The sequence below is a fragment of the Glaciecola sp. 33A genome, assembly GCF_002836745.1.
In the GTDB taxonomy this organism is placed as follows: Bacteria; Pseudomonadota; Gammaproteobacteria; order Enterobacterales; family Alteromonadaceae; genus Glaciecola.
The window spans coordinates 112,029-138,200 of the sequence record NZ_PJAR01000041.1 but is presented as its reverse complement, the minus strand read 5'-3'; the positions used below and the strand labels follow the sequence as shown (position 1 = coordinate 138,200).

Below are 26,172 nucleotides of genomic sequence, written 5' to 3'. Positions count from 1 at the left end.
TTGAGAAAATTGTCTAATTACCATCAATTTCACGGCAACATTTGCAAAAATATTCTCGCTTCTGGGTGATTTTGTAAGCGAGCTTTTTCTAGCCATTGACGCGCGTCTTCAAGCATTTTGGCTGAGGCTGGTAGTTCGGTTCCGTAGTTGGTTATCAGCATTACGCCGAGATTGAATTGTGCATCAGGATCCCCTTGTTCGGCAGATTTACGAAACCAATCAGCCGCTTGTTGGTTGTCCCGAGGAACCCCTGCACCTTGTTCATATGCTGTTCCCAAATGAAGTTGTCCTAAGCGGTCTCCAGCCTCTGCGCTGAGGCGATACCATTGAACTGCTATTTGCATATCACGAGGAAAGCCAAGTCCGCTTTCATACAAATTGCCAATGTTGTTCATCGCGGTTGTATTACCTTCATCAGCAAGTTCTTTCCAAAGTTCATAGGCTTTTTCATAATCGCCCATTTTGAAAACAGCGTAAGCTTTTAAAGCGCCAACCCCGGTGTTCTCTGCATGGACACTACCTGAAACACAAAAGCAGAATATAATCACTAACGAACAAAAACTGTTTTGGATGTAACTCATAAAAACTCCTATTGTAAAATTAACGGCTTACTCACTTTATATTCGCGATACGGATGACCATTATAATTAAGTGGAACTTCCCTGCAGGCCATTACTCCGGTCATGGTATTTAATCGGCGATAAAAGCGTGGTTGTTCACTGACCATATAGTACTCGTTTACTGTGTCATCATTAGTTATAAATAATTCATACCTTAGTAGTAGTCCTATTGGACTTATCTATATAACCAATTGTTATTGCTTGTTTTATTGCTATTTATTAAATGCTCGGCATGCATATTTTATTGTAATTTTAAGCCAGTTTCTTTATCTTACAAAGACAGTCAACAGGGATAGAAATATGATAAAAGCATGTTTAATAGGCTTACTGGTTATTACATCTTTTGCGAACGCGAATACAGATCAAAATACGCTGGAAACAATCGTGATTACTGGCAGCAACCCGCTGAGTAAGTTGTCAGATACGCAGTCCATAATTGGGCAAACTCAAATACTGACCTCCGACCAATTGCACCGCTTACCGTCGCGTTCATTGGCTGAAATCATGCGTAACCAATTGGTTAGTGTGAACATTAATGACGTACAGAACAATCCGTTTCAACCCGATGTTCAGTACCGTGGTTTTACCGCCTCTCCTTTATTAGGATTACCGCAAGGTCTGTCTATCTACTTAAACGGGACTCGTGTTAACGAACCCTTCGGTGACACCGTTAATTGGGATCTGCTACCGTTAGAAGCATTAGATAATGTTTTATTGTTTTCGACTTCAAACCCTGTGTTTGGTCAAAATACCTTAGGCGGAGCGCTAGTCTTAAACACCAAGAATGGGTTCAGCTATGAAGAGACGGCAATTGACATCTCAGTAGGTCAATACGGTCGCAAAGAATGGTCATTGCAAAGTGGTATGAACCAAGGTAATTGGGGACTCTATGTACTGGCAAATCAATACCAAGAAGATGGATGGCGTGATTTTTCTCCCAGTGAAGTTAATCAATTTTTCTCTACCTTATCGCACCACACTAGCGATTCACAGATTGATCTGACGTGGCTGTATGTTGACAATGAGTTGCTAGGTAATGGGGCTATTCCAGAAGCATTGCTTGAATTTGAGCCCCGCTCTGCTGTGTATACTCATCCGGATCAAACCAATAATGAATTAAATTTTATTACGCTTAATATTAATACTTCCTTAAATAACTCCCTTAAGCTGATCGTTAATGCCTTTTATCGAGATAATGAAACCCAATCAATTAATGGCGATGACAGTGATTATGGTGCTTGTGAATTTGCTCAAGGTCTCATTACTTTGTGTGATTTAGAGGATGATAACGAGCCACAAGCCGTTAATTTTGTAGGATATGAGGGCGTAGCCTTTAGCCAAATTAGTGATATTGATGCCGATGAGGTTGATGGCACCTACAATACTGGCCGTGCGCGCAATGAAAGTAGGGGAATGACAGCGCAATTAAGTCAGCCATTCAAGCTCGGAACATTACCATCTCAAACTATTTATGGTGTGGGTGCTATTCGCGCTGGCATTAATTATAAAGCCGATAGTACCTTTGGTATCTTGGCTAATGACACTGCAGATGACACTCGCGTAGTGGTTCCATTAACCGGTATACTAGATGATGAAGCTCGGGTGCGTTTAGATGTCGATACAACAACGGCATTTGCGTATGTGTCCAATGTCACCGAACTTAGTGCCGCGATGACTTTAAATATAGCGGCGCGCTATAATCGGGACCATATCCTAATGAGGGATTTGATTGACCAAGGGGAAGGTTCATTAAATGGCGATCATCGCTTTACCAGTTTTAATCCAGCCATCGGTTTAACGTATGCCATTTCTGATGTATCGAACTTTAATCTATCCTATGCTCAAGCGACACGAGTCCCTAGTCCCGCCGAGTTAAGTTGCGCCGATGAGGATGACCCATGTCGTTTACCGAATGGATTTGTGGCTGACCCACCGCTTAACAAGGTGGTTACGCGTACCTTAGAAGCTAGTTTTGTTGGTTCACTCGACACGCTATCTTACAATGCCACTGTGTTTCATTCACAAAGTGTAGACGACATTATATTTCAACAAGCAGGCACAACTTCTTCTCGTGGTTATTTTATCAATATCGACAAAACTCAACGACTCGGTGTTGAATTATCGGTCAGTCGTCAATTTGATAAATGGTCAACAAGTGCGTCCTACAATTATCTCGATGCGACCTTTGAATCCGGCTTCACTTCGTTTAGTCCTATGAATCCATTGGGTCCGAATCGTCAAGTATCCGCGGGTGACACAATCCCAGGTCAACCTCAGCACCAACTAAAATTACGCGGTATTTATTACTACTCGGATAGTTGGAACATGGGTGCGCAATTTATATATGCCAGTAAACAATACTATCGTGGTGATGAGGCGAACGAAAACAAACAAATTGGCGCATACAGCTTAGTCAATATATTTTCAGAGTATATTGTTAATGACCGGTTGACCTTTGCTTTGCGTGTGGATAATTTATTCGATAGTGACTATGACACCTTTGGCACTTACGGAGAAGCTGACGAGGTACTGGAAGATATTTATCCGAGTATTGATTCGCCCTACTTTATTGGGGTTGGACACCCCAGAACAGTCTCAATCAATGTCCAATATAAATTTAAATCGTCGTCCTAAAGAGTGGGCACTAATAAAGAGTGAGCTACTAATACCGATTCTCTGGTGGACAAGCCACAGCATTAGAGCGCTTGTCACCATCTATTTTTTAATGACAAGCCAGCGTGGAGCTACCTAGCATGAAACATAATAGTTATTTAATTAAGCGACCACGGCTACGCCGTTATAGTAGCTACTGCGTGTATCTGATAACGCTCGCCATATTTGCCCTTCCTGTCAATGCTAATACTGTTGACGAATTGCCTGTGTTGAAAGTGGGGGTATTACAGTTTGGTACTATAAATTGGGAAATGGATACGATTGTGCATCACGGATTGGATAGCGCTAATGGATTTAGTCTCGACGTTCACAATTTTGCCAGTAAAAATGCGTCGGCCGTTGCCCTGCAAAGTGGCGCGGTGGACATTATATTAAGCGATTTATTTTGGGTCAGTCGCCAGCGCTCGCAAGGTAAAGCTTACGTATTGATGCCTACAACAAAAGCGTCCGGAGGCGTATATACCCGCGCTGATAAAAGCATTGCACAATTACTTCGAAATACAGATCAATCAATAGGTGTCGCAGGCGGCGCGGTAGATAAAAATTGGTTATTGCTACAGGCGTATGCAAAACATAATAAAATGGATTTAAGCGCCCACCTAAGTCCCAAATTTGGCGCGCCTCCTTTATTAAATCGATTTATGCTAGCCGATGAATTAGACGCAATTATTAATTTTTGGCATTATAATGCGCGTCTAGAAGCAGCGGGTTACCGCTTATCTTTGTCCGTTATGACGATGCTAACTGAGCTCAACATCAGCAGTGATGTGCCTTTGTTGGGTTGGGTATTTGCACAAGATTGGGCAGAGCGGGAACCTGATTTAGTAAAAAGTTTTATGCACGCATCTATGGCAGCTAAACAACGACTGGTCACTGACGCTGGCGAATGGGAGCGTATTCGAGGCTTAACCAAAGCTGAAAATAAGCAGGTATTTATGATATTGAAAGCGCAATACCCACAAACCCTCTTAAGCCAATTCGGTGCTGATGAAATTGCTGCAACTAAGGCCTTATTTGATATTTTCGCTGACATCGGCGGACACGCATTGATGGGACAGGTAGATGTATTTGAACCTAATATCTATTGGTCTGAAGCTGAGAAAGTATGGCAAACGAAGCCGTAAATCCGCATACAATGCCCATTGCACCTGTGTATATCAAACTAGGTGTATTTGCGCTACTGATGGCTGTGTGGCAAGGTTTCGCCATGTTATTGGACGTGCCTGACTTACCATCACTGACGCAGACCTTACAAGCTCTTTATTATCATACACATGAAGGTGATTTGATTAATAACGTTTTGATTACCCTCGCCCGTGTGTTGATAAGCTTTATACTGGCCATGCTGATAGGCAGTATTTTTGGCATTGCGATGGGTTCGAAAGCTTGGTTTAACAATATTAGTGAAAGTTTGTTGATTATTTTGTTGAATATACCTGCTCTGGTTGTCATTATTTTATCCTATATTTGGATTGGTTTGGTAGAGGCCGCAGCAATTTTGGCCGTGGTGATTAACAAGGTGCCTACCGTCGCGGTCATGTTACGTGAAGGAGCACGAACCACTGACACAAAGTTAGCCCAAGTTGCTAAAGTCTACCAACTATCTTGGTATCGTTTTATGCACGCGGTATATTTACCGCAGTTGTATCCATTTTTCTTAGCATCTGCGCGTAATGGCTTATCTCTGATCTGGAAGATTGTTTTGGTTGTGGAACTTTTAGGACGTAGTGATGGCGTCGGTTTCGCTTTATACAGTATGTTTCAATTCTTTGATATTGCAGGCATTCTTGCCTATACGATGGTCTTTATAGGCGTCGTATTTGTGATTGAATTGGTGTGTTTTAAACCCTTTGATTTACGTATCCAGCGCGGGCGCTAACATGAGTTCAGTAGACCTTAACATTAATCAATTATCTTACTCCGAAGATAGCGGCTCTCAAACCATAATTGATCACATTGACCTTGCAATCAAAGAAACCGAATTTATCTGCATTGTGGGTCCGTCAGGCTGCGGTAAAACGACATTACTTAACACCATTGCGGGCTTATTAAATAGCCCAAATGCCACCGTTAAGTTTAGCCAAGCTGACATTCGCTTAGGATATATTTTTCAAGAGCCTCGTCTGATGCCATGGCTAACCTTACAACAAAACATTGAATTAGTATTACCACAATCAAATCCGCAATTAGTCAAACAGGTACTCAAACAAGTTGGCTTATTAGCATACTCACAGCATTATCCTAATGCATTATCTGGTGGCATGTTGCGGCGCGCCAGTATTGCCCGTGCTTTTGTGATCCAGCCACAATTATTACTCTTAGATGAACCCTTCGTGTCGCTTGATTCACCAACCGCAATGAAATGTCGAGCACTGCTGCTTAACATGGCTAAGCAACATCAGACAACCATGGTGTTCGTTACTCATGATGTCAATGAAGCGCTTTATATGGCGGACCGAATTGTGTTTTTATCGAACAGCCCGTCGACAATTATTCACCAGCTAGTATTAAACAGGTCAGCTCAACAACACTCAGGTGACTACGAATCGCAACACCAACAAGCACTGAAATCTGCCTTATTCAGCCAACATCCAAAAATTTTGGAAGGGACGCTGGCAACAAGTTAGTACTTCCGTTGTATTTTCTTCATCCCTAAGAGCTACTCATTTAGGATATGTCTAATTAACTCTATAAATCAGCAATATGTGGAATTCATAAGCGTGTTTATTAATCGTAGTCTTTGTTCAAACTATAACAAACACACACTTGGACACTATTATGAAACCTACTTTAACGAAAAGTCTTATTGCTACGGCTGTATTAGCAACTTCTTGGCACGCCAATGCCGGGGTTGAAATTTATAACAAGGATGGAACTACCTTTTCTGCTGACGGCTTGATTAACATCTTTTATGTCAACAGTAGTATTGAAGCAACCGACATAAGCGGTGCCGTATCTGACCGTGATCAATCTCGAATTAAAATGGGATTTTTGCCTAACAACATTGGCTTTAACTACGGTAAGCAACTAGATGATTTGAAAATTGAAGTACGGTCTTCATTTTGGGTAAGTATTAACGATACTGATCTCAGTCGCGGTGCAACAGCCTTGGGCACGAACTCATTAATAGATGTGCGTCAATTTTATGCAAAATTGTCCGGAGATTGGGGTTCAGTGACCTTAGGTAAAGACTTTGGTTTATTTAACCGCACCAATATTTTAGGTGATGAATTACTTCTTGGTTATGGGCAAACCTCGGACACGTTTGGATTAGTCGATGGCGGCAACGTCTCATTTGGTAACATCTCCACAGGTTATTCGTATCCGATGCCCAAAGCACAGATCACGTATCGAACCAATGATATGAACGGTTTTAATGTGGCCGTTGGTGTAATGGACCCAAGTAAATCGGCTGCAGATTCATCAGAAGACACACCACGTATCGAATTTGAAGCTTCGTATACCACCGAACTTAATAATGTGGGCGTCAAAGGTTGGCTGAATGGCTTATCGCAAACGAGTGAAGTACAGGGCATTGAGCAAGACCAATCTGGATTAGGATATGGATTAAACGTCAAATTCTCTGGCCTATCATTGACCGCATCTGGTTATTCTTCGGAAGGTGTCGGATACGTCGCTGGCTTAGACAATATCGTTGGCGCTGAGTCGAATGAGTCCGACGGTTCTTTATTACAAGCATCTTACACCACAGGTGATAATCGTTTTGTGATTTCATCAGGTGAAACCGAAAACCAAGACACTGCCAATATGGCAGCGGGTATCACTACCCACAAAAACTTTGCATTGGGATATTTTAGAACGGTTCGCCCTGGTATTATCATGGTTGCCGAATTTAACAATACCGAGTCTGAAAACTCGATAACTAGTTTGGCAGAAGATAATAAGACTTTCTCGATTGGCACAGTTGTGACCTTTTAAACGCCACTCTTATCTCTCAACACATCAGCGTGTTGAGACATTATTAGTCATCTGCTATGGGTGTTAGAAATAAACACCCCGTTTTGTAAATTAACATAAATAATTTTATGCAACTTCGGTCTTAGTTTGTTAGCAGTTAAGATAAATCATGGTACTATGACGATAGTTAAAAAATTGTAAATCAGATGTTATGTACAAGATGCTAATAGTGGATGACCATCCTATTTTTAGGCAGGCCATCTCGGGGATTATATGTGATCGATTTGCTGGTTCGGTTTGTTTAGAAGCCGATTCACTAGAGGCATCTCATCGCATTATCAAAGAAAATATGGACTTTGATTTGGTTTTATTGGACCTCAATATGCCATGCACTGCTGGTTTGAATGGTTTATTAGAATTACGCAACGAATATCCCACTATCCCTGTCGTTATCGTTTCTGCGGAAAGTGAGAAACAACAAATATTACAAACCATTTCATATGGTGCTGTGGGATTTATTTCGAAGTCTTCCAGTATAGATACCATCGCTGACTCTCTCGAATCTATTTTTAACGGTAATGTTTGTTTACCATCCGATTTGATCCGTGCGCCTAATTCGGCACCAAGTAGCAAATCCAATAAAAGCTGTGAAATCTCACCTGAAAAAATGCAGTTACTCACTCGCAAAGAATTGATAGTACTCAAATACCTCAATCAAGGTGAAGCAAATAAACACATTGCTTATGAAATGAATATTTCAGAAACAACAGTGAAGTCACACGTATCCTCAATTTTAAAGAAACTCGGTGTCTCAAATCGGGTGAAAGTAGTCATAGGCAGTGCAAATATTGATTTTGATACCTATCTCAAACGCTAAGTCATATCAGCGAAGCAGTTCCTGCTAGGGACATTATTACTGACGAATGCACTGCTGCATAATCATTCTAAGTTTGAGTGGTTTGACCGGTTTATTTAAAAAGAAAATGTTGTTTTCTTTACATTGCTCTCTTAACTCTTGTTTATAGTTGGCTGAAATCATAATGGTGGGGATCGCCACACGCCTGTTTTCATTGATTTGTTGTGCCACCACTATGCCGGTTTGATCATTATCCAAATGATAGTCAACCAATAATAAATCACACTCACCATGTTCAAGGTCAGCCAACTCCCTTAAGTCATCGTATGACGAGGCTGTAATGACTTCACAACCCCAACGAGTCATCAATAGGCGCATGGCTTCACAGATACCCAGATCGTTATCTACAATCCATATCTTGGCACCTAATATCTGACTGCTCAGTATCGTGCTCTGGTCTCTATTATGGGCCATTGAGAGATCTACTTTCTTTATTGGTAATGATATCGAAAAACAAGAACCTTTACCCAATTCAGATTTAACACTGATAACATGGTCGAGCACTTTTGCCATTTTCTCAACAATAGCAAGACCCAAGCCTAAACTATGCTGAGCATGCACAGCGCCTTTTAAACGCTTAAACTCTTTGAATATTTCGTGTAAATTCTCTTGCGCAATACCATCCCCTGTATCCCAAACTTGAATCTCAATGTTATCTCCTCGGCGCCGACAACCTAAGGTTACTTTTTTACCTTTCGCGTACCTAATAGCGTTGGAGAGGTAATTACGTAAAATTCTGGCCAATAACAGGCTATCTGACTCAACATAAACAGAGGTCGGCACAAAACTGAAGTCGATAAGGTGCAGCACGGATATTTTTTGATAGTCCCTCGATATATTTTCTAACAAAGAATTCAAGGAAAATATTTGTTTATCCGGATTGACTAAACCAGCGTCAAGTTTGGAGATATCAACTAACGTAACGATCAGATTTTCCAAATCATTTAATGAATTTTTAATTGAATTGAGTATCGGTCTTTCAGTCAGTCCAAAGTCATGAAACAGCGATTCAGCAAATAGTTTTGCTGCATTTAAAGGTTGCAGTAAATCATGACTAACTGCCGCTAAGAATTTAGATTTAGACTCATTCGCTAACTCAGCAGAACGAATAGCGTCAGATAGTCTAAGCTGCGCAGTTTTGCGACTTTCAACCTCTTGCTTCAAATCCAAAGTGCGCAACAGTACACGCTCCTCAAGTTCTAAGTTTGCGCCCTGCAACGCATGAGCAGCAAGAATTCGCTCTGTAATATTGTTAATTAACACAAAAAAACCGACCACTTCACCTTGCTCAGAGATATTGGGCACATATGATTTGAGCAAGTAACTTTCAACGCCATCATGATTAAATTCACGACTCTCAAAGGTCACTGTCTCGCCGGCTAACACGCGACTTATAAACACATCTAGCTGCTTATAATCATCGAATAGATGTGTTTCCTCCAACGCCTTGCCGATAAGTTCGGAGCCATTTTGCCCATACCATTTGTTATACACTTTGTTAGTAAACATAAATCGCTTTTTATTGTTTACATAAGCAATCATGGCGGGAACATTATCAGTAATCGTGCGTAACCAGATTTCACTTTCTTTTAAAGACAATTCGTATTGATGTTGTTCCGTGATATCTGCCAGGGTAATAATGCTTCTTCCATCCGCTAAAAAATGCCGACGCACATCAATCACGGTGCCATTTGGTAACTCTTGAATATGCACACACTGGTTAGAATTGGTTAACAAGGATAGCTCGGTAATAGCCGTAAAATCTTGTATTTGACTGACTTCTTGGATAGTGTCTGTGCTTAATTCACAAAAACGTTCAAACTGAAGGTTCCAGACTTCTGGACTGTCATCTTGATTGATTAGCAGTACGCCTTGAGATAGATTATCAATCAGACTTTGCAATAAGGCATTTTTCTCAGCAATAGCAATTTCAAAACGCTGCGATTCAGCTTTTTTAATGTGAGTGATATCAGTAAATAATATGACCACACCGCCTTCTTGGGTCTTGCGCTCTTTAAGCTGATACCAGCGATCGTTATTTAGATGGTAAACCGAACTTTGTGGGTCATCGTCAGCCGTGATACTTAAAATAGTGCCTTTTAATTTACCTAACGATTTTAGTCTATTATAATTCGATCCTTCTATTGGACTGAGTTCTGAATTTTTCCAGAACCGTTCAAAATTAGAATTTTGAAAAATGATATTGCCATTTTGGTCAAGCAGCACGAAGCCATCGGTGATACTTTCGATTGCTTCGACAAATCGTTGTTTGAAAATATTGGCGGCTTTATTCGCTTGCGATAAGCTCTTATTGAGTCGCTGTAATTTTGATAGCGCATCATTAAGCTCTTGCGTTTTTTGATTGACTTGAACCATCAGATTCACCGATCTTTCGAAGGATGAGTAGGGTACGTCGTTAGTGGCGCCCTCCTCAACTCTGAAAATTAATGCATCGTTGATTTTTTTTAGCTTATTATTTTCATTTTTTAAATAGTCAATCTCTTCATCCTTGGATGAAAACCTATTTAAGGCGTCATTATTCATAGGCTTCTTCGCTAATGTACACACCGGTAAAGGTTTGATTTAAGTGCAGTCCGTTTATATGTTCGCCGTACGCGTTGAAACCCACCAGGTTAAACTCTGATTGAATAGCGTGGGTTTTGTCGATTACACCTTTACTAACAGACGCTATACGACGCAAGAAACAATCACAGCCCATCACCATATGTGGCGACCCAAGGCTATTGCGTATTGATTCTAATTTCTTAAGCAGTGGCATATTAATGTCCACTAGAGATACTTCATTTAAGACAATACCTTTATCCACTGCACAATAAAAAGATAAGCTGTAGAAGGCCTTGTTAACTCGTTGAATCGAGCGAATGTAATAATCCCTGCCTATTTTTACCGCCAGTGGATGCAGTGAAAATACTTCTGCATCCAATTCATCTACGCTGAGGCCCATTAATTCTGCATATACCGAAGCGGCCGGTTCACCATTAATTTCGAACACCTGGCGTGTTCTCGCATCAGCATCAGTGACCACTAGCTTACTTCTACATTGATCAACATGGTTGACCGAAAATATAGAAAATTTTTGCTTCGTATTAATAAACATCACAATCGCCGCTGAAGTTCGAAATTTACCGTCGTAAAATACATGGGTCTTATTGCCATCTAGTCCGACACCTGCCGAACCGCCAAAGTGCGGAATCCCGTTGGTAAAGGTATCTAAGTTGGTCAAAAACACTTCTTCTTTGGCTGATAATCCATCCACTATAGAAAAAATAAAACTGTTAGAATCAATGCATGCCAGTGCCTTTTCAGCGATAGATTCACGTAGAGAATTAATTGTTTTTTGCGCGTCGAAAGTAGAGAATTCAGTCAGGTTTTCAATTAACGTAGATTGAATAGCAAAACAGCTATCATGAAAACCCACAGCAACAATGGTGTCGGTTTCATAGCCCGCACCATTGAATTCGCCAGCGGTTGTGCAACCAACACATTCATTATCAGGAAAGTGTGAATTAATGGCGTCGGCTAATAAGCTCAAATCAAATGACGAAGCGCAATAGAAAATAATAGTGGTCATCACCGATAAATCTAATTGAGCTTTAAGCTCACTACATGCTATTTGAGGGTCAGTTGCAGAACTAATTGCACTCGTACTTATCATAAATAAATGTCCATATTTTACATTACTTTCTGTTGGCTTGAGTGGGTCAAGCAACGGCAAATAAATAATTACGTATTTTAGCAGAATTTACCAAATCTACTCAACATTACTGACAAAAATAGTCGCTTCCTTGCCTAAGGGCCGCTTCCTTTTACCTTTATATTTATCAACCACGCAAATAGTTGGATTTTCAATGGTGACGACACATTCTAAGCACTGCACGCATTCAGAATAATTGATCTCGCCGGTTTTCTCGATGGCATCAATCTCACACTTTTTGGTTTTACATAATTGACAGGGACTTCCACATTCCTTGCGGCGACGTAACATTTTTAGGATCGGGAATCGGCCAATAATCGCAAGACCGGCGCCAAGCGGACATAAATAACGGCAGTATACTTTATGTATTTTCATACTGAGTAACAATAGAAAGACGGCATACAGAACAAACGGCCACGTTCTAACAAATTGTAAGGTGATCGACGTTTTGAAAGGTTCAATTTCAGCAAGTTTCGACGCCAAATTTAGCGACACAAAGGAAGTACCAATTAGACCGACTAAAATGACGTATTTAATGGCTTGACCAAACTTATGATGTTGCGGTTTTATTTTAATCTGCTTAATCCGCAGTTTTTTAGCCAGCATGCCGGCAAATTCTTGCAAGGCACCAAAAGGACATAGCCAGCCGCAATATAGCCCACGACCGAAAATAAATAAGGATATAAAGACAAAAACCCATAAAATGAAAAGCACGGGATCTAATAAAAACACTTCTATTTTAAAGTCATCATAGACGGCTAATAGTAGGGTAAATATATTAACAACGGACAATTGACCTTGCGCATAAAAGCCAATAAAAAAGAGCACAAACAACAATGACGCACCGCGAATTGCATGCGTTAGTCGAGGGTGTTTTACCACCGACGTTTGCTTGATAAATAAGACCGTTAAACCAATCAAATACAGACAAGTTATGCCAATAATGACAATTCTATCTTGCCATATTCTCATCCATAACGGCGTAGGAGTTACCTCGATTGCATCCGGATTTAGGATAAACATATCACTTGATAAATTCACGCTGTAAGGAAATATAAACTGCTGAACATCAATAAAAGAAGCATTATAGTTAATACCAAGTCCCACATTCATAGCCCGACTTAATTCAAAGCCTGATTGAGATTTTAAACGCAATACATGGATGTCTCGATAATCAGGCATGGTGGTAATAAAGCTAGGTTTGTTATAACTGTAAAAATCTATGTCCCTAATATCAGTTGGCAGTCCACTTTGGGTTAACGATAATCGGCTTGGAACTGTTTGTGGAATAAATTCATCACTGACGTAGGAGTAATCGCCATTGCTCAAGACCATAATGGCATGCTCACCGGGCTTAAGTTCTTCTTGTAGGCGCGCGAATTCGCCTTCACCCAGTAGATTTTTACCAATTATCGGGACACTAATAAATGCGATATACAATTCCACAAATTGTTCAGAGTCTTGACCCACCGCTTTAATTGCTGCTACCACTTTACTGGGTAGGGTAGTATCGGACAGTGCCGCTTCCCTGGATATCTTCCACGAGCTGATTAACTGCCTGTCAACTAACTCAGCAAACGTCAACGTAGCAAAGTAATCTGGTTTAAGCATCATATTGCTCGGGGCAATGAAACCATCGAGTTTTGCTCGCGCTACTTTCAACGCAGAAGTAATAATGGTGTCATTCACCACCAATACCGACACAGTGGCTTTTGTCACACCATCAAAATACGTGGTGTTAGGCGCACTTCGATCGCGACTATTAATAATGTAGCGCTCTTTAATGGAATGATTTTTGTACTGTGCTACAAACTCTAGTAAAGGGACCCCGCCTAAGCCATAGATGAAGATAGGTTCATTATGCTCAAGTATAGATAAACCAACCATCACGCCTTTGGGGTCTATGCCAATTAAAATATTAATTGGATCGCCTGAAAAACCGATGAAATTGGTAAAATCATTGGTCTCAAAGATATAACCTAATAATTGATTAAGTTGATACACAGGTAAAACAGGTACGTCAATCTCGGGTGGGCCAATGCGAGTTGCGGTTGGAAATATTTCTACTATTTGTTGCGGTATGTCAGTTACGTCACCTGGTTTAGAAACTGCGGTGAAACTAATAAAAAAGATTAATATCGTTATACATAAACCGAGGTATGTTGTTTTTATGTACATACATATAAACCTTTTAGCCAAAACGTGTCAAAAAGTTACAGCATTATAAAATGACAATGCGTGGATATTACAATGATGGGGCATCACACCACCATCATTGCACAGCATATCAATGCTTAGAAGAAACCCAATGGGTTAATATCATAGCTTACCAACAAGTTTTTAGTCTGCTGATAATGATCGAGCATCATCTTGTGGTTTTCACGACCAATTCCCGATTTCTTGTAACCACCAAATGCAGCATGCGCTGGATACAAGTGATAGCAGTTGGTCCACACTCGACCGGCCTGAATACTGCGGCCCATTCGATACGAACGATTCATATCACGCGTCCATAGACCGGCGCCAAGACCAAATTGAGTGTCATTGGCAATTTGCAACGCTTCTTCTTCAGTCTTAAAAGTAGTCACCCCTATTACCGGACCAAAAATCTCTTCTTGGAAAACACGCATGGAGTTTTTACCCAGAAGAATAGTTGGCTGAATATAATAGCCTGAATCTAACTCATCACTAATACGCTCTTTTTCGCCACCAATGACAACGTTGGCGCCCTCTTTACGACCAATATCGATGTAGCTGAGCACTTTTTCGTATTGTTGACTTGACGCTTGTGCGCCAACCATTGTGTCGGTGTCCAGTGGATTACCGCGAACAATTGCTTTGGTTTTGGCTATAACGCGCTCCATAAAGGCGTCATAGATGCTTTCCTGAATTAACGCACGTGATGGACAAGTACACACTTCACCTTGGTTAAAGAAACCGAGAACAAATCCTTCAGCACACTTATCAATAAACGCATCTTCCTGATTCATGATGTCTTCAAAAAAGATATTCGGTGATTTACCGCCCAGTTCTACTGATGAGGGGATTAGGTTGTCTGCAGCACATTTTAAAATATGTTCACCGACGGGTGTGGAACCCGTAAATGCAATTTTAGCAATTCGTTTTGATGTGGCTAACGCTTCTCCCGCTTCTTTACCAAATCCATTAACCACGTTAAGGACACCGGCGGGTAAAATATCTTGGATTAACTCAAGCATAACTAAAATACTAACGGGCGTTTGCTCAGCTGGTTTTAATATGATGCAGTTACCGGCAGCTAGGGCGGGTGCTAATTTCCACGCCGCCATTAGTAGCGGGAAGTTCCATGGAATAATTTGACCAACCACACCCAATGGTTCATGGAAATGATAAGCAACTGTATGCTCATCAATGTCAGACATAGTACCCTCTTGTGCTCGGATACTACCCGCAAAGTAACGAAAGTGGTCAACAAATAAAGGTAAATCAGCATTTAGCGTTTCACGCACTGGCTTGCCGTTGTCCCAGGTTTCTGCTATCGCCAGTAATTCAATATTGGCTTCAATGCGGTCAGCGATTTTAAGTAACATGTTTGAACGCTCGGTTACCGACGTCCGCCCCCAACTATCGCGTGCTGCATGGGCTGCATCTAATGCTAGCTCGATATCTTCAGCTGTAGAACGTGGAATTTCACAAATGGTACTGCCGTTGACAGGTGAGGTGTTGGTGAAATATTCACCTTTGACCGGTTCTACCCATTTGCCGCCGATAAAGTTAGCGTATTTTGCTTTAAACGTGAGTAGGGAGCCTGCACTCCCTGGATTTGCATAGATCATAAGTGCCTCGGTTGTATCTTTGAATATAGGTCGTTGTTAGGTGATGCAGACTGCCCATAAGTGCTGATAAAAATCTGCATCAATAACAACTTAAGAATAACGTATCAGCGGTAAGCGTGCGCTCATTTGAAGTTTAGCGCTATGACTCGTTGGATTTAAAAACTTCCTACTTTGGGATGATCTTTTGGTAAATATATGAATGGCGTCTGGTCGTCCGTGCACTTTAAAAAGCTTTTTATTTAACTAAAAAACCCCGGTAAATCATAATTTTACCGGGGTTTTTAGTGTGCTTTTAGCTATCTTAGTTCTTTGCTATCGAAGAAACCTCAGCGTATTTTTTCGGTAACTTAAATGTCCAAACACTACCACCTTGGTTTAAGTCTTTGATGCGTTTAGCTACCTCGCCACCCCATAGAGGAACCGCACCACCCCAACCAGATAAAACAGAGATGTATTGCTCACCATCCATTTCCCAAGTTACAGGTGAACCGACGATGCCCGAACCGGTGTTGAACTTATATACTTCCTCACCCGTCTTGGCATTGAAAGCTAATAAATACCCTTCAGGATTACCCGTAAATACCAAGTTACCTGCCGTCGCTAAAACGCCACCCCAAAGCGGTGCATAGTTATTATAGCGCCATACTGTTTCGCCGGTCTTCGGGTCAATAGCACGTAATACGCCGATATACTCTTCATTCAAGGACTGTATAGTGAAGCCGGCACCTAGGTAAGCAGCTCCTTTTTTATAAGCGACTGGCTCATTCCATATTTCCATTTCCCACTCGTTAGAAGGCACATAGAACAAACCGGTATCTTGGCTATATGCCATCGGTTGCCAATTTTTACCACCTAAGAATGAGGGTGCTGCCATAACTGAAGACCCTTTATTGCCATCAGTCGATGCCATTGGGTTACCCGGACGGAAAGCGTCGTCATAAATCGGTCTACCTTTGACGTCTAAGCCTTTTGCCCACGTAATTTTGTCTACAAATGGAAAGCCACGAATAAAGTCGCCGTTTTCGCGATTTAAGACGTAAAAGAAACCATTTCGGTCGGCTGTTGCTGCCGCTTTAATCGTTTTACCCTTATCGTCATAGTCGAAAGAAATGACTTCGTTAACCCCGTCATAATCCCAACCATCATTCGGAGTCGTTTGAAAGTGCCATACAATCTCGCCTGTATCTGGATTAATTGCTAAGCGTGATGATGAGAAGTAATTATCACCGGGGCGTAAATGTGAATTCCACGGCGAAGGATTACCTGTGCCAAAGAATAACAAATCCGTATCTGCGTCATAAGTGCCGCCTAACCAAGGAGCCGCGCCACCTGTTTTCCATAGGTCAGCAGGCCAAGTTTTGCCTGGTGCACCACCAGAAATACCGTTTTCTAATTTCTTACCATCTTTAACCAAATAACCCATATGGCCTTCAACTGTCGGACGTTCCCACACTAGGTCACCGTTAGTTGCATTGTAAGCACGTACTTTACCGACGACACCGAATTCACCACCTGCAATACCGGTAATTACGTTGCCTTTGACTATAATCGGTGCTGCGGAAATAGAGTAACCGGCCTTATAATCTTCAACGGTCTTTTTCCAAACCACTTTTCCGCTGTCTTTATCTAACGCGACTAGCTTAGCGTCTAGTGTGCCGAAAATAACCAGGTCACCATACAGAGCCACACCACGGTTAATAACATCACAGCAAGGCATGATGCCATCCGGCAAACGTGCGTCGTACTGCCATAATTCATCACCCGTTCGAGCGTCAATAGCGAAAACGCGCGAGTAAGAACCAGTAACAAACATAACGCCATTTTTGATCATGGGTTGTGATTCTTGGCCTCGTTGTTTTTCACCACCGAGTGAGAATGACCACACCGGTCGAATATCTTCAACTGTTGCCGTGTTAATCGTTTCAAGCGTGCTATAACGCTGACCTTTTAAACCCATTCCACTGGTAACAATCTGATCAGTTGATAGATGATCCTGCGAAATATCTTCGTCAGTGACTTGAGCATGTGCTGTATTAGCAAACGCCAAGGACACTAACACAGACAATGAAAGGGCCTTCACTTTACCGTTTTTTAACATTTTCATTTCCTCGTGAAATTACAATCGGTGTTTATTGCACCGTGTTACTGGTTATCGTGGCATACCCTTATCAAAGTATGTCGATACTAAGTTACTCACAATACTAAAGGTCTTATAAACGCAAGCCTATCAGACCCTCGGGTGAATTCTTTCATCCATTAGGAGGAGACTTACTACATATAATAAGCTGGTTGTTCGTAAGTGGAGTGATGTGTCTTAAATATATCAGCCATTGTCTGATCATTGATCATGGCGGTAACGATGTCGCCTAACTCATAAGCTAACGCTCTATAATCATTATGCACCGCGAGCCCTATATCCCATTTTTGTTTTCCTATTAAAGGAAATGCATTTTCAGCAAGTTGATACTGAGCTTGATTTAACGTGTGATGCAAGGCCGTGATTTGCGATCGTAATCCCATAACCGCATCTACTTCACCTGCTTGCATGCCTTCCACCGCAGCAACAATAGAAGGAAACTGATGAGTGTTTTTGCGCATACTGCCGCGAAACGCTGAAATCAGATAAAACTGCGGAATAGAATCTACTTCAACACCCACGGGGTGATATTGAAAAACAGCCATTGTAGACACTTCCTCAATCTTCTGTTTTTTGAATACAATCTTCCATGTTTCAGTATGATACGGCGCAAACATGTGGACCTGTTCATGCACTAGCAAGCCAACATCGTCACGCTTTTGTGAGTAAACCTTGTCATAGGGGACGCGCATCATGACATCAGCTTTGGTTTTATCCAAAAAATGCCCTTTCCATATACTATTTCTCAAGTCATCTTCTGTGGTCTCACCCGCTGTAATCCATTTGAGACGCAATTCGACTTTCAGCGTTTTAGCAATATGTTGTGCAATATCAATATCAATTCCCACCGCAGTGCCGTCTACTTGCGCAGAAAATGGTGCATAATCTCGGTACACGGCAATCACTATTTCTTTTGCTTCAATGATATCGTCTAATGAACTTGCGTGCGCTTTGCAGCACAACACAGTCATCACTATATATAAACAAACTACTATTTTATTCATCGGCAGTAAGAGACTCCACATATGAACGCACCGCCCACAAAGCTTCTTGGTTTAAGTGTTCATTCATTTTCGGCATATACACAGCGCCATTGCGCACCGCACCGTTTACCACTCGCTCGATGTACCACTCATCACCATCAAAGTCAGCCGCTAACGCGCGCAAATCAGGTGCAATGCCACCACTGATCGCTTGCAAGCCATGGCAACGTGCACAATTTTGCGCGTAGGCTGACTCACCGACACGAATAATTTCAACTTTGACCTCGCCGCTGAGCTCACGATAAGGATTAGTATCCGTCCATTCTTCACCTAGTGTAGGCAAAGTTGATGTATCAATTGATTGCGGCGTTACGGCACCATGCGCTAGAACAGCGGCTGAAAAGACCAAAGCGGTAGCCATCGTACTCAGCGTTAATATTAGTTTCATAAGGAAAATTTCTCGGTTCATTAAAAAGTAGACTAATGATAAAAGTTAACAAATTTAATCGCCTTTACGAACGCTACTTTAGCCTAACCGCCCCCCCTCCTTTAGTAGGAGATTACATATTTTTTAAGGCAAATGGCTTTTATTTTGTTACAAAGAGGGATGGATGTTTAACTTTCGGTACCGCATGAGATATATTTTGTTTGGATTCGTTGCTGCGTGCTTGGGATTTGATGTCATAGCCAGTCAATTGTCTATTCCCATAACTTACCTATCCAACCGTGTAGAGCCGAGTTATGCCATTAACGATTTATTAGTTAGGCCTGCCAATGCTGGCATAGCTGGAGCTGAGTTGGGTATTGCTGACAGTAATACGACCGGAAAGTTTCTGGACCAACGGTTTGTTTTTCTACGCATTGATTTGGCCGAGCAAAAAGGCAGCAAGATTAATTGGTCGGAAGTACTTCCTATGCCCACTTTGCTACTAGTTGACCTAGACACTGAGACCTTATTTGAATTACTGGCATATAATAGTGAGCTGGTGGCGCCACACTTAATCATTAATGTCAGTGCGCGCAGCAACGCGTTGCGGCAAACAATCTGTTCGGAGTACGTCTTTCATACCACACCAAGTTATGCACAAATTACCGATGCCTTAGGACAGTGGTTACTGATGAAAAGACTGGATAATATCTTTTTAATTGATGGCGATACGTCACAAGATGCGCAATGGCTTGAATCATTCAAACGCACTGCCAAACGCTATAAACTCACCATCAGTACAGAAAAAAAATGGTCATTCAACAGTGACCTGCGCCGCACTGTAGGGCAGGAGATCCCACTATTTACGCAAACGGCGCGACCATATGATGTCGTTGTCGTTGCCGATACTCATCAACGTTTTGGACAATATATACCTTTCAATACTTATTACCCGCGTCCAGTCGTTGGTTCGGCCGGTTTAGTCGCTAATACTTGGCACCCCAGCATCGAACAGTGGGGCGCCAAACAATTACAGCATCGTTTCATGACCCTGCATGACCGTTACATGCAGCATCATGATTATGACAGCTACGTGGCGATCCGCGCAATCGCGTATGCCGTTCAGCAAACAGCGTCAATTGATCCCTCAGTATTGAGTCCTTTCTTACGCGGTGACAAATTTCAATTAGCCGCATACAAAGGCAGAAAACTGACATTTCGTAATTATAATGGTCAATTAAGAATGCCAATTGAGCTGACTCATCCACTTGGGCTGGTATCACGTTCGCCGCAAGCTGGATTTATGCATCCATTGTCAGAGCTCGATACACTGGGTTTTGATAAGAGTGAGGTTTGTCAGTAGTATGTATAAAAAATGTATAAAAAAAGCGTGTATAAAAAAAAGGAAAACTATGCGATCTTCGATGTTCTTTTGGCCCAACACTAAACGCTTAACGCTTACTATAGTGCTCGCAACTGGCTTCGTTTTCACAACCAGCGCGGCTGCTGAGTTAGCTTATATTACGAATGAAAAAGACAACTCTATTTCAGTTGTAGAGTTGGATACGTTCACGGTAATAAAAGAAATCCCGGTTGGAGAACGGCCTCGTGGTTTTATCTTCAACCATGATCAGTCATTGGCTTATATCTGTGCCAGTGATTCAGATCGTATTCAAATATTAGATGTCGCAACAGATAAAATAGTGGGTGAACTACCCTCTGGTGAAGACCCAGAAACCATTGCATTGCACCCAAATGGGACGACTATTTATACCGCAAATGAAGACGATGCGTTGCTCACAGTAATCGATATCCCAACGGCACAAGTCATTAGTCAAATTGATGTAGGCGTCGAGCCAGAGGGATTAGCCGTCAGCCCCGATGGCACCAAACTCGTCGTCACCTCAGAAACCACTAATATGGTGCATTGGATAGATACTGCCACAAATACTAATTATGCTAATAGCTTAGTAGGTGCACGACCGCGTTCAGCAGTATTTACCCAAGATAACCAACAACTTTGGGTTTCCTCCGAAATTGGTGGACAAGTAACCGTGTTTAACGTCGCTGACCAGTCAGTCAAATATGAAATGACCTTCGCCATCAAGGGGATCCATAAAGACCGGGTGCAGCCTGTCGGTATTGTATTAATGAAATCTAAACCCTTAGCCTTTGTTGCATTAGGACCAAGTAATCATGTGGCCGTTATTGACACTAATACCATGCAAGTATTGGAGTACTTATTAGTCGGACGCAGGGTTTGGCAGTTAGCATTTAATCAAGATGAGTCACTGTTACTCACAACCAATGGCATCAGCGGCGACATCAGTATTATTGATACGGACAAGCTAAAGACAATCAAATCTGTCAAGGTTGGACGCTATCCATGGGGCATTAGCGTGAAGTATTTATAATGAGTATCGTTATTAATAATATTGATTTTATGTATCGTAATAAACGCGCATTAGCCGATTTGTCGTGTACTCTGGCACCCGGGTTTAACGTACTACTAGGGCCAAATGGTGCAGGTAAAAGTACCCTTCTAAATTTATTGACCGCACAACGACCATTGCAACGCGGCAACATTCATTTTGATGGTGTGGATATAGAAAAAACGCCACGCCAGATAATGCAACAACTGGGCGTTGTCTTTCAACAGACCACCCTCGACTTGGATTTATCTGTATTCCAAAACCTCACTTATTTTGGCGCCTTACACGGAATAAAGGCCCGCGTTGTGCTTGAACGAATTACGCCGGTGTTGACTCAACTAGGCCTGATTGAACGTTTACATGACACCGTTCGCGACTTGAACGAAGGGCATCGTCGACGAGTTGAAATTGCCAGATGTATGATCCATCAACCCCGCTATTTATTACTAGATGAGGCTACCGTGGGCTTAGATGTGGATAGTCGCAAACTGATCATAGAACATATACGTCTGCTTGCTCAGCAACAAGCGATGACTATTTTGTGGACCACACATTTACTCGATGAGGTGCAAGAGGATGATCCCTTGTACATTCTTAATCACGGACAATTAATTGCTCAAGGTAAGTGCAAAACATTGTTGAGTGAACATCAACAAAACTCTGTATTTGACTTGTATCGCTGGTTAACTCAACCACAAGGACTGGTTTAATGTCGATTTATATGACTTGTTTTTGGGCTATATTAAAGCGTGAAATATTACGCTTTTTTCATCAACGTTCGCGTTTATTTAGTGCTTTGGTGCGTCCCCTATTATGGTTAGTTGTTTTTGCTGCCGGGTTTCGTAGCTCCCTAGGCATATCCATCATGCCGCCATATGAAAGTTACATCTTGTACCAGGAATACATCGTACCCGGACTGTGCGCCATGATTATCCTATTTAACTCAATGCAAACCTCCTTATCCATGGTTTATGACCGTGAAATGGGCAGTATGAAAGTGTTATTAATGAGTCCTATTTCACGCAGCTTTTTATTGTTTTGTAAGCTCATTGCCGCCGCATGCTTGTCTTTATTACAAGTAGTCATTTTCTTATTACTGGCTAATTTAGTTGATGTTGACATTCCATGGTGGGGCGTGATTTATGCGATACCGAGTATTTTTCTGAGCGCCTTCTTTTTAGGTGCGTTGGGCCTAATGTTGTCTAACTTTATAAAGCAACTAGAAAACTTTGCTGGAGTAATGAACTTTGTCATATTCCCAATGTTTTTTCTCTCCAGTGCATTATATCCATTGTGGAAAATACAAGAGTCGAGTTTGTGGTTATATTGGATTTGTCAGTATAACCCCTTTACATACTGTGTTGAGATGATACGTTTTGCCTTATATGGGCAGACAAATATGAGTGCAAGTATCATTATTATCAGCTGCGTGATTGTCAGTGGGAGTCTTGCAGTTGCTAGCTTCAAACCAAGGAAGATATAAATGGCTATATCGTAATTAGTCAATAATTTTGTGCTAACTTAGTGACACCATCAGGTGATTGTGGAAATATAGTAACGTCGTGTTGATAAGGATAAGCAATGAAGTCGTTTATATTTTCTACTACCAAGTCCATCATCAGTGAAATAGGTGTTATCTCTAAAATTGCTGAACTATGCCATTCGTTAAATATCTTGCGGCCACTCATAGTAACCGACCAAGGCATCATTGATAATGGCATAATGGCACCTGTAATAAACGCATTTAATAATGCTCAAATGCAATATTGGTGTTTTGACAAAGTGGTTGCGGACCCACCAGAATCAGTGGTTCTCGAGGCTGTAGAATACGCAAAGCAATCCAAAATAGATGGTGTTATTGGCTTCGGTGGCGGCAGTTCATTGGATACTGCAAAACTAGTTGCCTTGTTGGCTAACTCAGATGAAAGCATCGCCGACATATATGGCGTGGACAATATTAAGACCAAACGATTACCCCTAATACTTATCCCAACAACCGCAGGAACGGGCTCAGAAGTAACACCAATTTCAATTGTAACCACAGGTGCAACAACCAAAACAGGGGTTGTGTCAGCCGAACTTTTACCTGACATAGCGTTATTAGATGCCAGCCTAACAGTCAGCCTGCCACCGCACACAACAGCTGCCACGGGTATGGATGCAATGGTGCATGCTATCGAAGCGTTTACCAGCGCGATCAAAAAAAATCCACTATCCGATATGTTAGCAAAAAGCGCACTTGATTTACTTTCTCAGAATATTCTTGAAGCCACGTTTAATGGCGAAAATCTAGAAGCTCGTCAGGCCATGCTGTTAGGTTCGTGTTTGGCTGGACAAGCATTTGCGAATGCACCTGTAGGCGCCGTGCACGCAATGGCATATCCGCTGGGCGGTCAATTCCATGTTGCGCATGGATTGAGTAACGCGTTAGTTTTACCTCATGTAATGACCTTTAATAAAAGCCATTGTGCTGACTTATATGCTGAACTCGCAGCCCATATTATGCCTGGCAAAGAGGTTGATAATAGTAGCCTACAAACTGCGGAACAGCTCATTCAGTTCTTACACGAATTAATAGCTAAACTGCAATTGCCCCAGTCATTGGCCGAAATAGGTATTCAAAAAAAACACATTAATTCACTGGCAAACGATGCGCTACAGCAGACACGCCTTCTCATTAACAATCCAAAAACCGTTTCGCTTGAAGACGCCAAACAAATTTACCTCAATGCACTTACCGGAAAACACAATGGCTAACCAACACCTAACGAATTTTGCCTACCACCTGCCTATTTCCACAAGGTGGATGGACAATGATATTTACGGCCACGTAAATAACGTACATTACTATTCCTATTTTGATACGGTTATCAATCAATTTTTAATCGAAAAGGCGGGTTTTAACCCACTGACTAGTAGTCAAATTGGTTTTATGGTGAGGTCGAGCTGTGAGTACTTAATCCCCGTGTCTTTTCCGCAAAAGCTCACCGGGGCTTTTAGAGTTGAACGCGTAGGCAGCAGTTCTGTAGATTACGCTGTTGGTCTATTTAACCAAGATAATGTTCTCTCTGCTATCGGCTATTTAACCCATGTTTTCGTTGACCGTCACAGCCACAAACCAACGCCAATAGCAGGAAAATTGCTGCAGGCTATAACCTCAGCCATGAGTGTTAAATAGCAAGTAAACGCCCTCATAAACCTCATCTTGTGACCGAAATCCACCCGCAATTCTACCTCTATACAATTGAGTTATGCTGTAATGATGTTGGTAAATCTGATGAATAGTCTGGCTCGTGACGCTAAATGGGGGGCCCGCAAACAATGCCTGATCGTAATCATAAGTAAGCAAAAACTGCTTATTGGTATTGCTGATCATGCGTAAATGTTCGCTGTATTTATGTCGAATGGGCTCCGGAAGCGCGACTAAGGCCCCCCTATCAAAAACGCCATCAATATCGCCGACGTCGCTTGCTGTTAAGGAAAAAAAGTCACCAACATAAACAATCAAATTATCGGCAGAGTAGCGTAATAATGGCCCGTGCGATTCAATTAAGGGGTCAACATCTAACTCTGCAAATAAGGCTTGCACTGCGCTTTCGTTTAGTTCAATCGCAACAACTGCATACCCTCTTAATAGAAACCAGCCTATGTCTTTTGTTTTTCCACACAGAGGCACAAATACGCGCGCTTTATCAGGTAGCTGCCAATGCTCAAAGTATTCTTTTAATAAAATGTTACCTTCTCTTTCGTGAAAGCCTATTTCATTTTTTTGCCAACGACGATGCCAAAAATCAAGTTCCATTTAGTGATGCCTTTTTATTTTCTATTTTTAAAAGTAGTTTTTAATATTGTTTTTAATAAGCCATTTGTGTGTTCAACTAAACACTTAATTGAATCTTCAGCGCCTCAACCTTAGCGTGACTAAATGCGATTAAATCAGGATAAAAACTCAGAAATCCAGTGTGTAATTCATGTTCATTTTGTTGAATAAACTGTGTCGCTTGGTGCGCAAATATGACTCTATTACTTAACCGTTTTTCAATATGCAAAAATGAACGTTCACAGCTTTCAACGTGCTGATAATCGGACAACCAACGATACCTTAATAAACCGTGGCGAACTTGTTCAAATCGGTCGCTGATATTATCCGAGTACTGTTCAATTTCAGCATAAAAATGCGCCAGTAATTTATCTAAATCACGATCGTTGAAACGAGCCCAATTGGCACACAACAAGTGGTCAAAATAGATATCAATGACCACCCCTGACATGCGCCGAATCGATTTTGGAAATAACCCCCTGAGTGCTTTCACTTGCGCATGACCATCAGTAAAGCCGTCAATTTTGCGATGCAGTCGAACACCCAACTGATGCTCATTATTCAAATGCGACAGATCGCTACCTTTGACAAAATCACCAAAAAAATTACCTAACATACTCGTATCTGTGATGTGAGCAAGATGAATATGCGCTAAATAATTCATACTTCAATGAGTCCCTAAAAGCCAAATGCAAAAAATAAACTGCAAATAAATC

23 protein-coding genes are annotated in these 26,172 nt (G+C 41.6%); 12 read left to right on the top strand and 11 right to left on the bottom strand.

Annotated features, from left to right (window positions below; all coding sequences use genetic code 11):
- Positions 1 to 29: 29 nt before the first annotated feature.
- Complete coding sequence (locus tag CXF81_RS12215; RefSeq protein WP_101181626.1) at positions 30 to 581, bottom strand: tetratricopeptide repeat protein; 552 nt, start codon at positions 579 to 581, stop codon at positions 30 to 32.
- A 339-nt stretch (positions 582 to 920) separates the two neighbouring features.
- Here CXF81_RS12215 and CXF81_RS12210 point away from each other — a divergent pair, with 339 nt between their 5' ends.
- The 6 genes from CXF81_RS12210 (at position 921) to CXF81_RS12185 (ending at position 8,088) form a co-directional block, all read left to right on the top strand.
- Positions 921 to 3,254, top strand: a complete 2,334-nt coding sequence (locus CXF81_RS12210) for a TonB-dependent receptor (protein WP_101181625.1) — start codon at positions 921 to 923, stop codon at positions 3,252 to 3,254.
- Between the two features lie 119 nt (positions 3,255 to 3,373).
- Positions 3,374 to 4,417 (top strand): ABC transporter substrate-binding protein, encoded by a 1,044-nt coding sequence (locus CXF81_RS12205; protein ID WP_232771909.1) that lies wholly within the window; start codon positions 3,374 to 3,376, stop codon positions 4,415 to 4,417.
- Entirely contained in the window at positions 4,399 to 5,172 is a 774-nt protein-coding gene (locus CXF81_RS12200; RefSeq protein WP_101181624.1) for an ABC transporter permease, read from the top strand. The genes CXF81_RS12205 and CXF81_RS12200 overlap by 19 nt, the downstream gene beginning before the upstream one ends.
- 1 nt (position 5,173) lies before the next feature.
- Positions 5,174 to 5,920 carry an ABC transporter ATP-binding protein gene (locus CXF81_RS12195; RefSeq protein WP_101181623.1) on the top strand — a complete coding sequence of 249 codons (747 nt, stop codon included), beginning with the start codon at positions 5,174 to 5,176 and terminating at the stop codon, positions 5,918 to 5,920.
- Between the two features lie 151 nt (positions 5,921 to 6,071).
- The gene (locus tag CXF81_RS12190; RefSeq protein WP_101181622.1) at positions 6,072 to 7,232 is read left to right on the top strand and encodes a porin; all 1,161 of its coding nucleotides are present in this window, start codon (positions 6,072 to 6,074) and stop codon (positions 7,230 to 7,232) included.
- A 190-nt stretch (positions 7,233 to 7,422) separates the two neighbouring features.
- Positions 7,423 to 8,088: a response regulator transcription factor gene (locus CXF81_RS12185; protein WP_101181621.1), complete on the top strand. Its 666-nt coding sequence runs from the start codon at positions 7,423 to 7,425 to the stop codon at positions 8,086 to 8,088.
- Positions 8,089 to 8,124: 36 nt separating this feature from the next.
- On the opposite strand, the gene CXF81_RS12180 is transcribed toward CXF81_RS12185, so the two are convergent.
- From CXF81_RS12180 to pedF, 7 genes are all read right to left on the bottom strand, one after another.
- The gene (locus tag CXF81_RS12180) at positions 8,125 to 10,671 is read right to left on the bottom strand and encodes a PAS domain-containing hybrid sensor histidine kinase/response regulator (RefSeq protein ID WP_101181620.1); all 2,547 of its coding nucleotides are present in this window, start codon (positions 10,669 to 10,671) and stop codon (positions 8,125 to 8,127) included.
- Positions 10,664 to 11,803, bottom strand: coding sequence for a nitric oxide-sensing protein NosP (gene nosP, locus CXF81_RS12175; protein ID WP_101181619.1), 1,140 nt, complete (start codon positions 11,801 to 11,803; stop codon positions 10,664 to 10,666). The genes CXF81_RS12180 and nosP overlap by 8 nt, the downstream gene beginning before the upstream one ends.
- 96 nt (positions 11,804 to 11,899) lie before the next feature.
- On the bottom strand, positions 11,900 to 14,020 hold the full coding sequence (locus tag CXF81_RS12170; RefSeq protein WP_101181618.1) for a 4Fe-4S binding protein: 2,121 nt from the start codon (positions 14,018 to 14,020) through the stop codon (positions 11,900 to 11,902).
- 116 nt (positions 14,021 to 14,136) lie between these two features.
- Positions 14,137 to 15,657, bottom strand: a complete 1,521-nt coding sequence (locus CXF81_RS12165) for an aldehyde dehydrogenase family protein (protein WP_101181617.1) — start codon at positions 15,655 to 15,657, stop codon at positions 14,137 to 14,139.
- Positions 15,658 to 15,958: 301 nt separating this feature from the next.
- Positions 15,959 to 17,755, bottom strand: coding sequence for a PQQ-dependent methanol/ethanol family dehydrogenase (locus CXF81_RS12160; protein WP_101181616.1), 1,797 nt, complete (start codon positions 17,753 to 17,755; stop codon positions 15,959 to 15,961).
- A 173-nt stretch (positions 17,756 to 17,928) separates the two neighbouring features.
- The gene (locus CXF81_RS12155; RefSeq protein WP_232771908.1) at positions 17,929 to 18,798 is read right to left on the bottom strand and encodes an ABC transporter substrate-binding protein; all 870 of its coding nucleotides are present in this window, start codon (positions 18,796 to 18,798) and stop codon (positions 17,929 to 17,931) included.
- Positions 18,791 to 19,225 carry a cytochrome c-550 PedF gene (gene pedF, locus CXF81_RS12150; RefSeq protein WP_198556391.1) on the bottom strand — a complete coding sequence of 145 codons (435 nt, stop codon included), beginning with the start codon at positions 19,223 to 19,225 and terminating at the stop codon, positions 18,791 to 18,793. The genes CXF81_RS12155 and pedF overlap by 8 nt, the downstream gene beginning before the upstream one ends.
- A 163-nt stretch (positions 19,226 to 19,388) precedes the next feature.
- On the opposite strand from pedF, the gene CXF81_RS12145 reads away from it, so the two are divergent.
- The 4 genes from CXF81_RS12145 to CXF81_RS12130 are packed head-to-tail and all read left to right on the top strand — an operon-like array spanning position 19,389 to position 23,119.
- On the top strand, positions 19,389 to 20,567 hold the full coding sequence (locus CXF81_RS12145) for an ABC transporter substrate-binding protein (RefSeq protein ID WP_232771907.1): 1,179 nt from the start codon (positions 19,389 to 19,391) through the stop codon (positions 20,565 to 20,567).
- Positions 20,568 to 20,616: 49 nt separating this feature from the next.
- Positions 20,617 to 21,618, top strand: coding sequence for a PQQ-dependent catabolism-associated beta-propeller protein (locus tag CXF81_RS12140; protein WP_101181613.1), 1,002 nt, complete (start codon positions 20,617 to 20,619; stop codon positions 21,616 to 21,618).
- The gene (locus tag CXF81_RS12135; protein ID WP_101181612.1) at positions 21,618 to 22,346 is read left to right on the top strand and encodes an ATP-binding cassette domain-containing protein; all 729 of its coding nucleotides are present in this window, start codon (positions 21,618 to 21,620) and stop codon (positions 22,344 to 22,346) included. Before CXF81_RS12140 ends, CXF81_RS12135 begins: the two co-directional genes overlap by 1 nt.
- Positions 22,346 to 23,119, top strand: a complete 774-nt coding sequence (locus CXF81_RS12130; RefSeq protein WP_101181611.1) for an ABC transporter permease — start codon at positions 22,346 to 22,348, stop codon at positions 23,117 to 23,119. Before CXF81_RS12135 ends, CXF81_RS12130 begins: the two co-directional genes overlap by 1 nt.
- A 19-nt stretch (positions 23,120 to 23,138) precedes the next feature.
- On the opposite strand, the gene CXF81_RS20345 is transcribed toward CXF81_RS12130, so the two are convergent.
- On the bottom strand, positions 23,139 to 23,357 hold the full coding sequence (locus CXF81_RS20345; protein WP_232771917.1) for a hypothetical protein: 219 nt from the start codon (positions 23,355 to 23,357) through the stop codon (positions 23,139 to 23,141).
- Between CXF81_RS20345 and CXF81_RS12125 the strand changes: the two genes are divergently transcribed.
- Both CXF81_RS12125 and CXF81_RS12120 read left to right on the top strand, forming a co-directional pair.
- Positions 23,251 to 24,393, top strand: a complete 1,143-nt coding sequence (locus CXF81_RS12125) for an iron-containing alcohol dehydrogenase (protein WP_232771916.1) — start codon at positions 23,251 to 23,253, stop codon at positions 24,391 to 24,393. The two genes, CXF81_RS20345 and CXF81_RS12125, sit on opposite strands and share 107 nt — an antisense overlap.
- A complete protein-coding gene (locus CXF81_RS12120) occupies positions 24,386 to 24,814 on the top strand; it encodes a thioesterase family protein (RefSeq protein ID WP_101181609.1) in 429 nt (142 codons plus the stop codon). Before CXF81_RS12125 ends, CXF81_RS12120 begins: the two co-directional genes overlap by 8 nt.
- On the opposite strand, the gene tmpT is transcribed toward CXF81_RS12120, so the two are convergent.
- Complete coding sequence (tmpT, locus tag CXF81_RS12115; protein ID WP_101181608.1) at positions 24,794 to 25,438, bottom strand: thiopurine S-methyltransferase; 645 nt, start codon at positions 25,436 to 25,438, stop codon at positions 24,794 to 24,796. The two genes, CXF81_RS12120 and tmpT, sit on opposite strands and share 21 nt — an antisense overlap.
- Positions 25,439 to 25,514: 76 nt before the next feature.
- Complete coding sequence (locus CXF81_RS12110; RefSeq protein ID WP_101181607.1) at positions 25,515 to 26,120, bottom strand: ACP phosphodiesterase; 606 nt, start codon at positions 26,118 to 26,120, stop codon at positions 25,515 to 25,517.
- Positions 26,121 to 26,172: the final 52 nt, after the last annotated feature.

Coding starts and splice junctions, on each gene's coding strand:
- nosP (WP_101181619.1), bottom strand. CDS start 11,803: ATGATAAGTACGAGTGCAATTAGTTCTGCAACTGACCCTCAAATAGCA.
- CXF81_RS12165 (WP_101181617.1), bottom strand. CDS start 15,657: ATGATCTATGCAAATCCAGGGAGTGCAGGCTCCCTACTCACGTTTAAA.
- CXF81_RS12185 (WP_101181621.1), top strand. CDS start 7,423: ATGTACAAGATGCTAATAGTGGATGACCATCCTATTTTTAGGCAGGCC.
- pedF (WP_198556391.1), bottom strand. CDS start 19,225: ATGAAACTAATATTAACGCTGAGTACGATGGCTACCGCTTTGGTCTTT.
- CXF81_RS12130 (WP_101181611.1), top strand. CDS start 22,346: ATGTCGATTTATATGACTTGTTTTTGGGCTATATTAAAGCGTGAAATA.
- CXF81_RS12140 (WP_101181613.1), top strand. CDS start 20,617: ATGCGATCTTCGATGTTCTTTTGGCCCAACACTAAACGCTTAACGCTT.
- CXF81_RS12145 (WP_232771907.1), top strand. CDS start 19,389: ATGTTTAACTTTCGGTACCGCATGAGATATATTTTGTTTGGATTCGTT.
- tmpT (WP_101181608.1), bottom strand. CDS start 25,438: ATGGAACTTGATTTTTGGCATCGTCGTTGGCAAAAAAATGAAATAGGC.
- CXF81_RS12205 (WP_232771909.1), top strand. CDS start 3,374: ATGAAACATAATAGTTATTTAATTAAGCGACCACGGCTACGCCGTTAT.
- CXF81_RS12135 (WP_101181612.1), top strand. CDS start 21,618: ATGAGTATCGTTATTAATAATATTGATTTTATGTATCGTAATAAACGC.
- CXF81_RS12190 (WP_101181622.1), top strand. CDS start 6,072: ATGAAACCTACTTTAACGAAAAGTCTTATTGCTACGGCTGTATTAGCA.
- CXF81_RS12200 (WP_101181624.1), top strand. CDS start 4,399: ATGGCAAACGAAGCCGTAAATCCGCATACAATGCCCATTGCACCTGTG.
- CXF81_RS12210 (WP_101181625.1), top strand. CDS start 921: ATGATAAAAGCATGTTTAATAGGCTTACTGGTTATTACATCTTTTGCG.
- CXF81_RS12110 (WP_101181607.1), bottom strand. CDS start 26,120: ATGAATTATTTAGCGCATATTCATCTTGCTCACATCACAGATACGAGT.
- CXF81_RS12170 (WP_101181618.1), bottom strand. CDS start 14,020: ATGTACATAAAAACAACATACCTCGGTTTATGTATAACGATATTAATC.
- CXF81_RS12215 (WP_101181626.1), bottom strand. CDS start 581: ATGAGTTACATCCAAAACAGTTTTTGTTCGTTAGTGATTATATTCTGC.
- CXF81_RS20345 (WP_232771917.1), bottom strand. CDS start 23,357: ATGCCATTATCAATGATGCCTTGGTCGGTTACTATGAGTGGCCGCAAG.
- CXF81_RS12120 (WP_101181609.1), top strand. CDS start 24,386: ATGGCTAACCAACACCTAACGAATTTTGCCTACCACCTGCCTATTTCC.
- CXF81_RS12195 (WP_101181623.1), top strand. CDS start 5,174: ATGAGTTCAGTAGACCTTAACATTAATCAATTATCTTACTCCGAAGAT.
- CXF81_RS12160 (WP_101181616.1), bottom strand. CDS start 17,755: ATGTTAAAAAACGGTAAAGTGAAGGCCCTTTCATTGTCTGTGTTAGTG.
- CXF81_RS12180 (WP_101181620.1), bottom strand. CDS start 10,671: ATGAATAATGACGCCTTAAATAGGTTTTCATCCAAGGATGAAGAGATT.
- CXF81_RS12155 (WP_232771908.1), bottom strand. CDS start 18,798: ATGAATAAAATAGTAGTTTGTTTATATATAGTGATGACTGTGTTGTGC.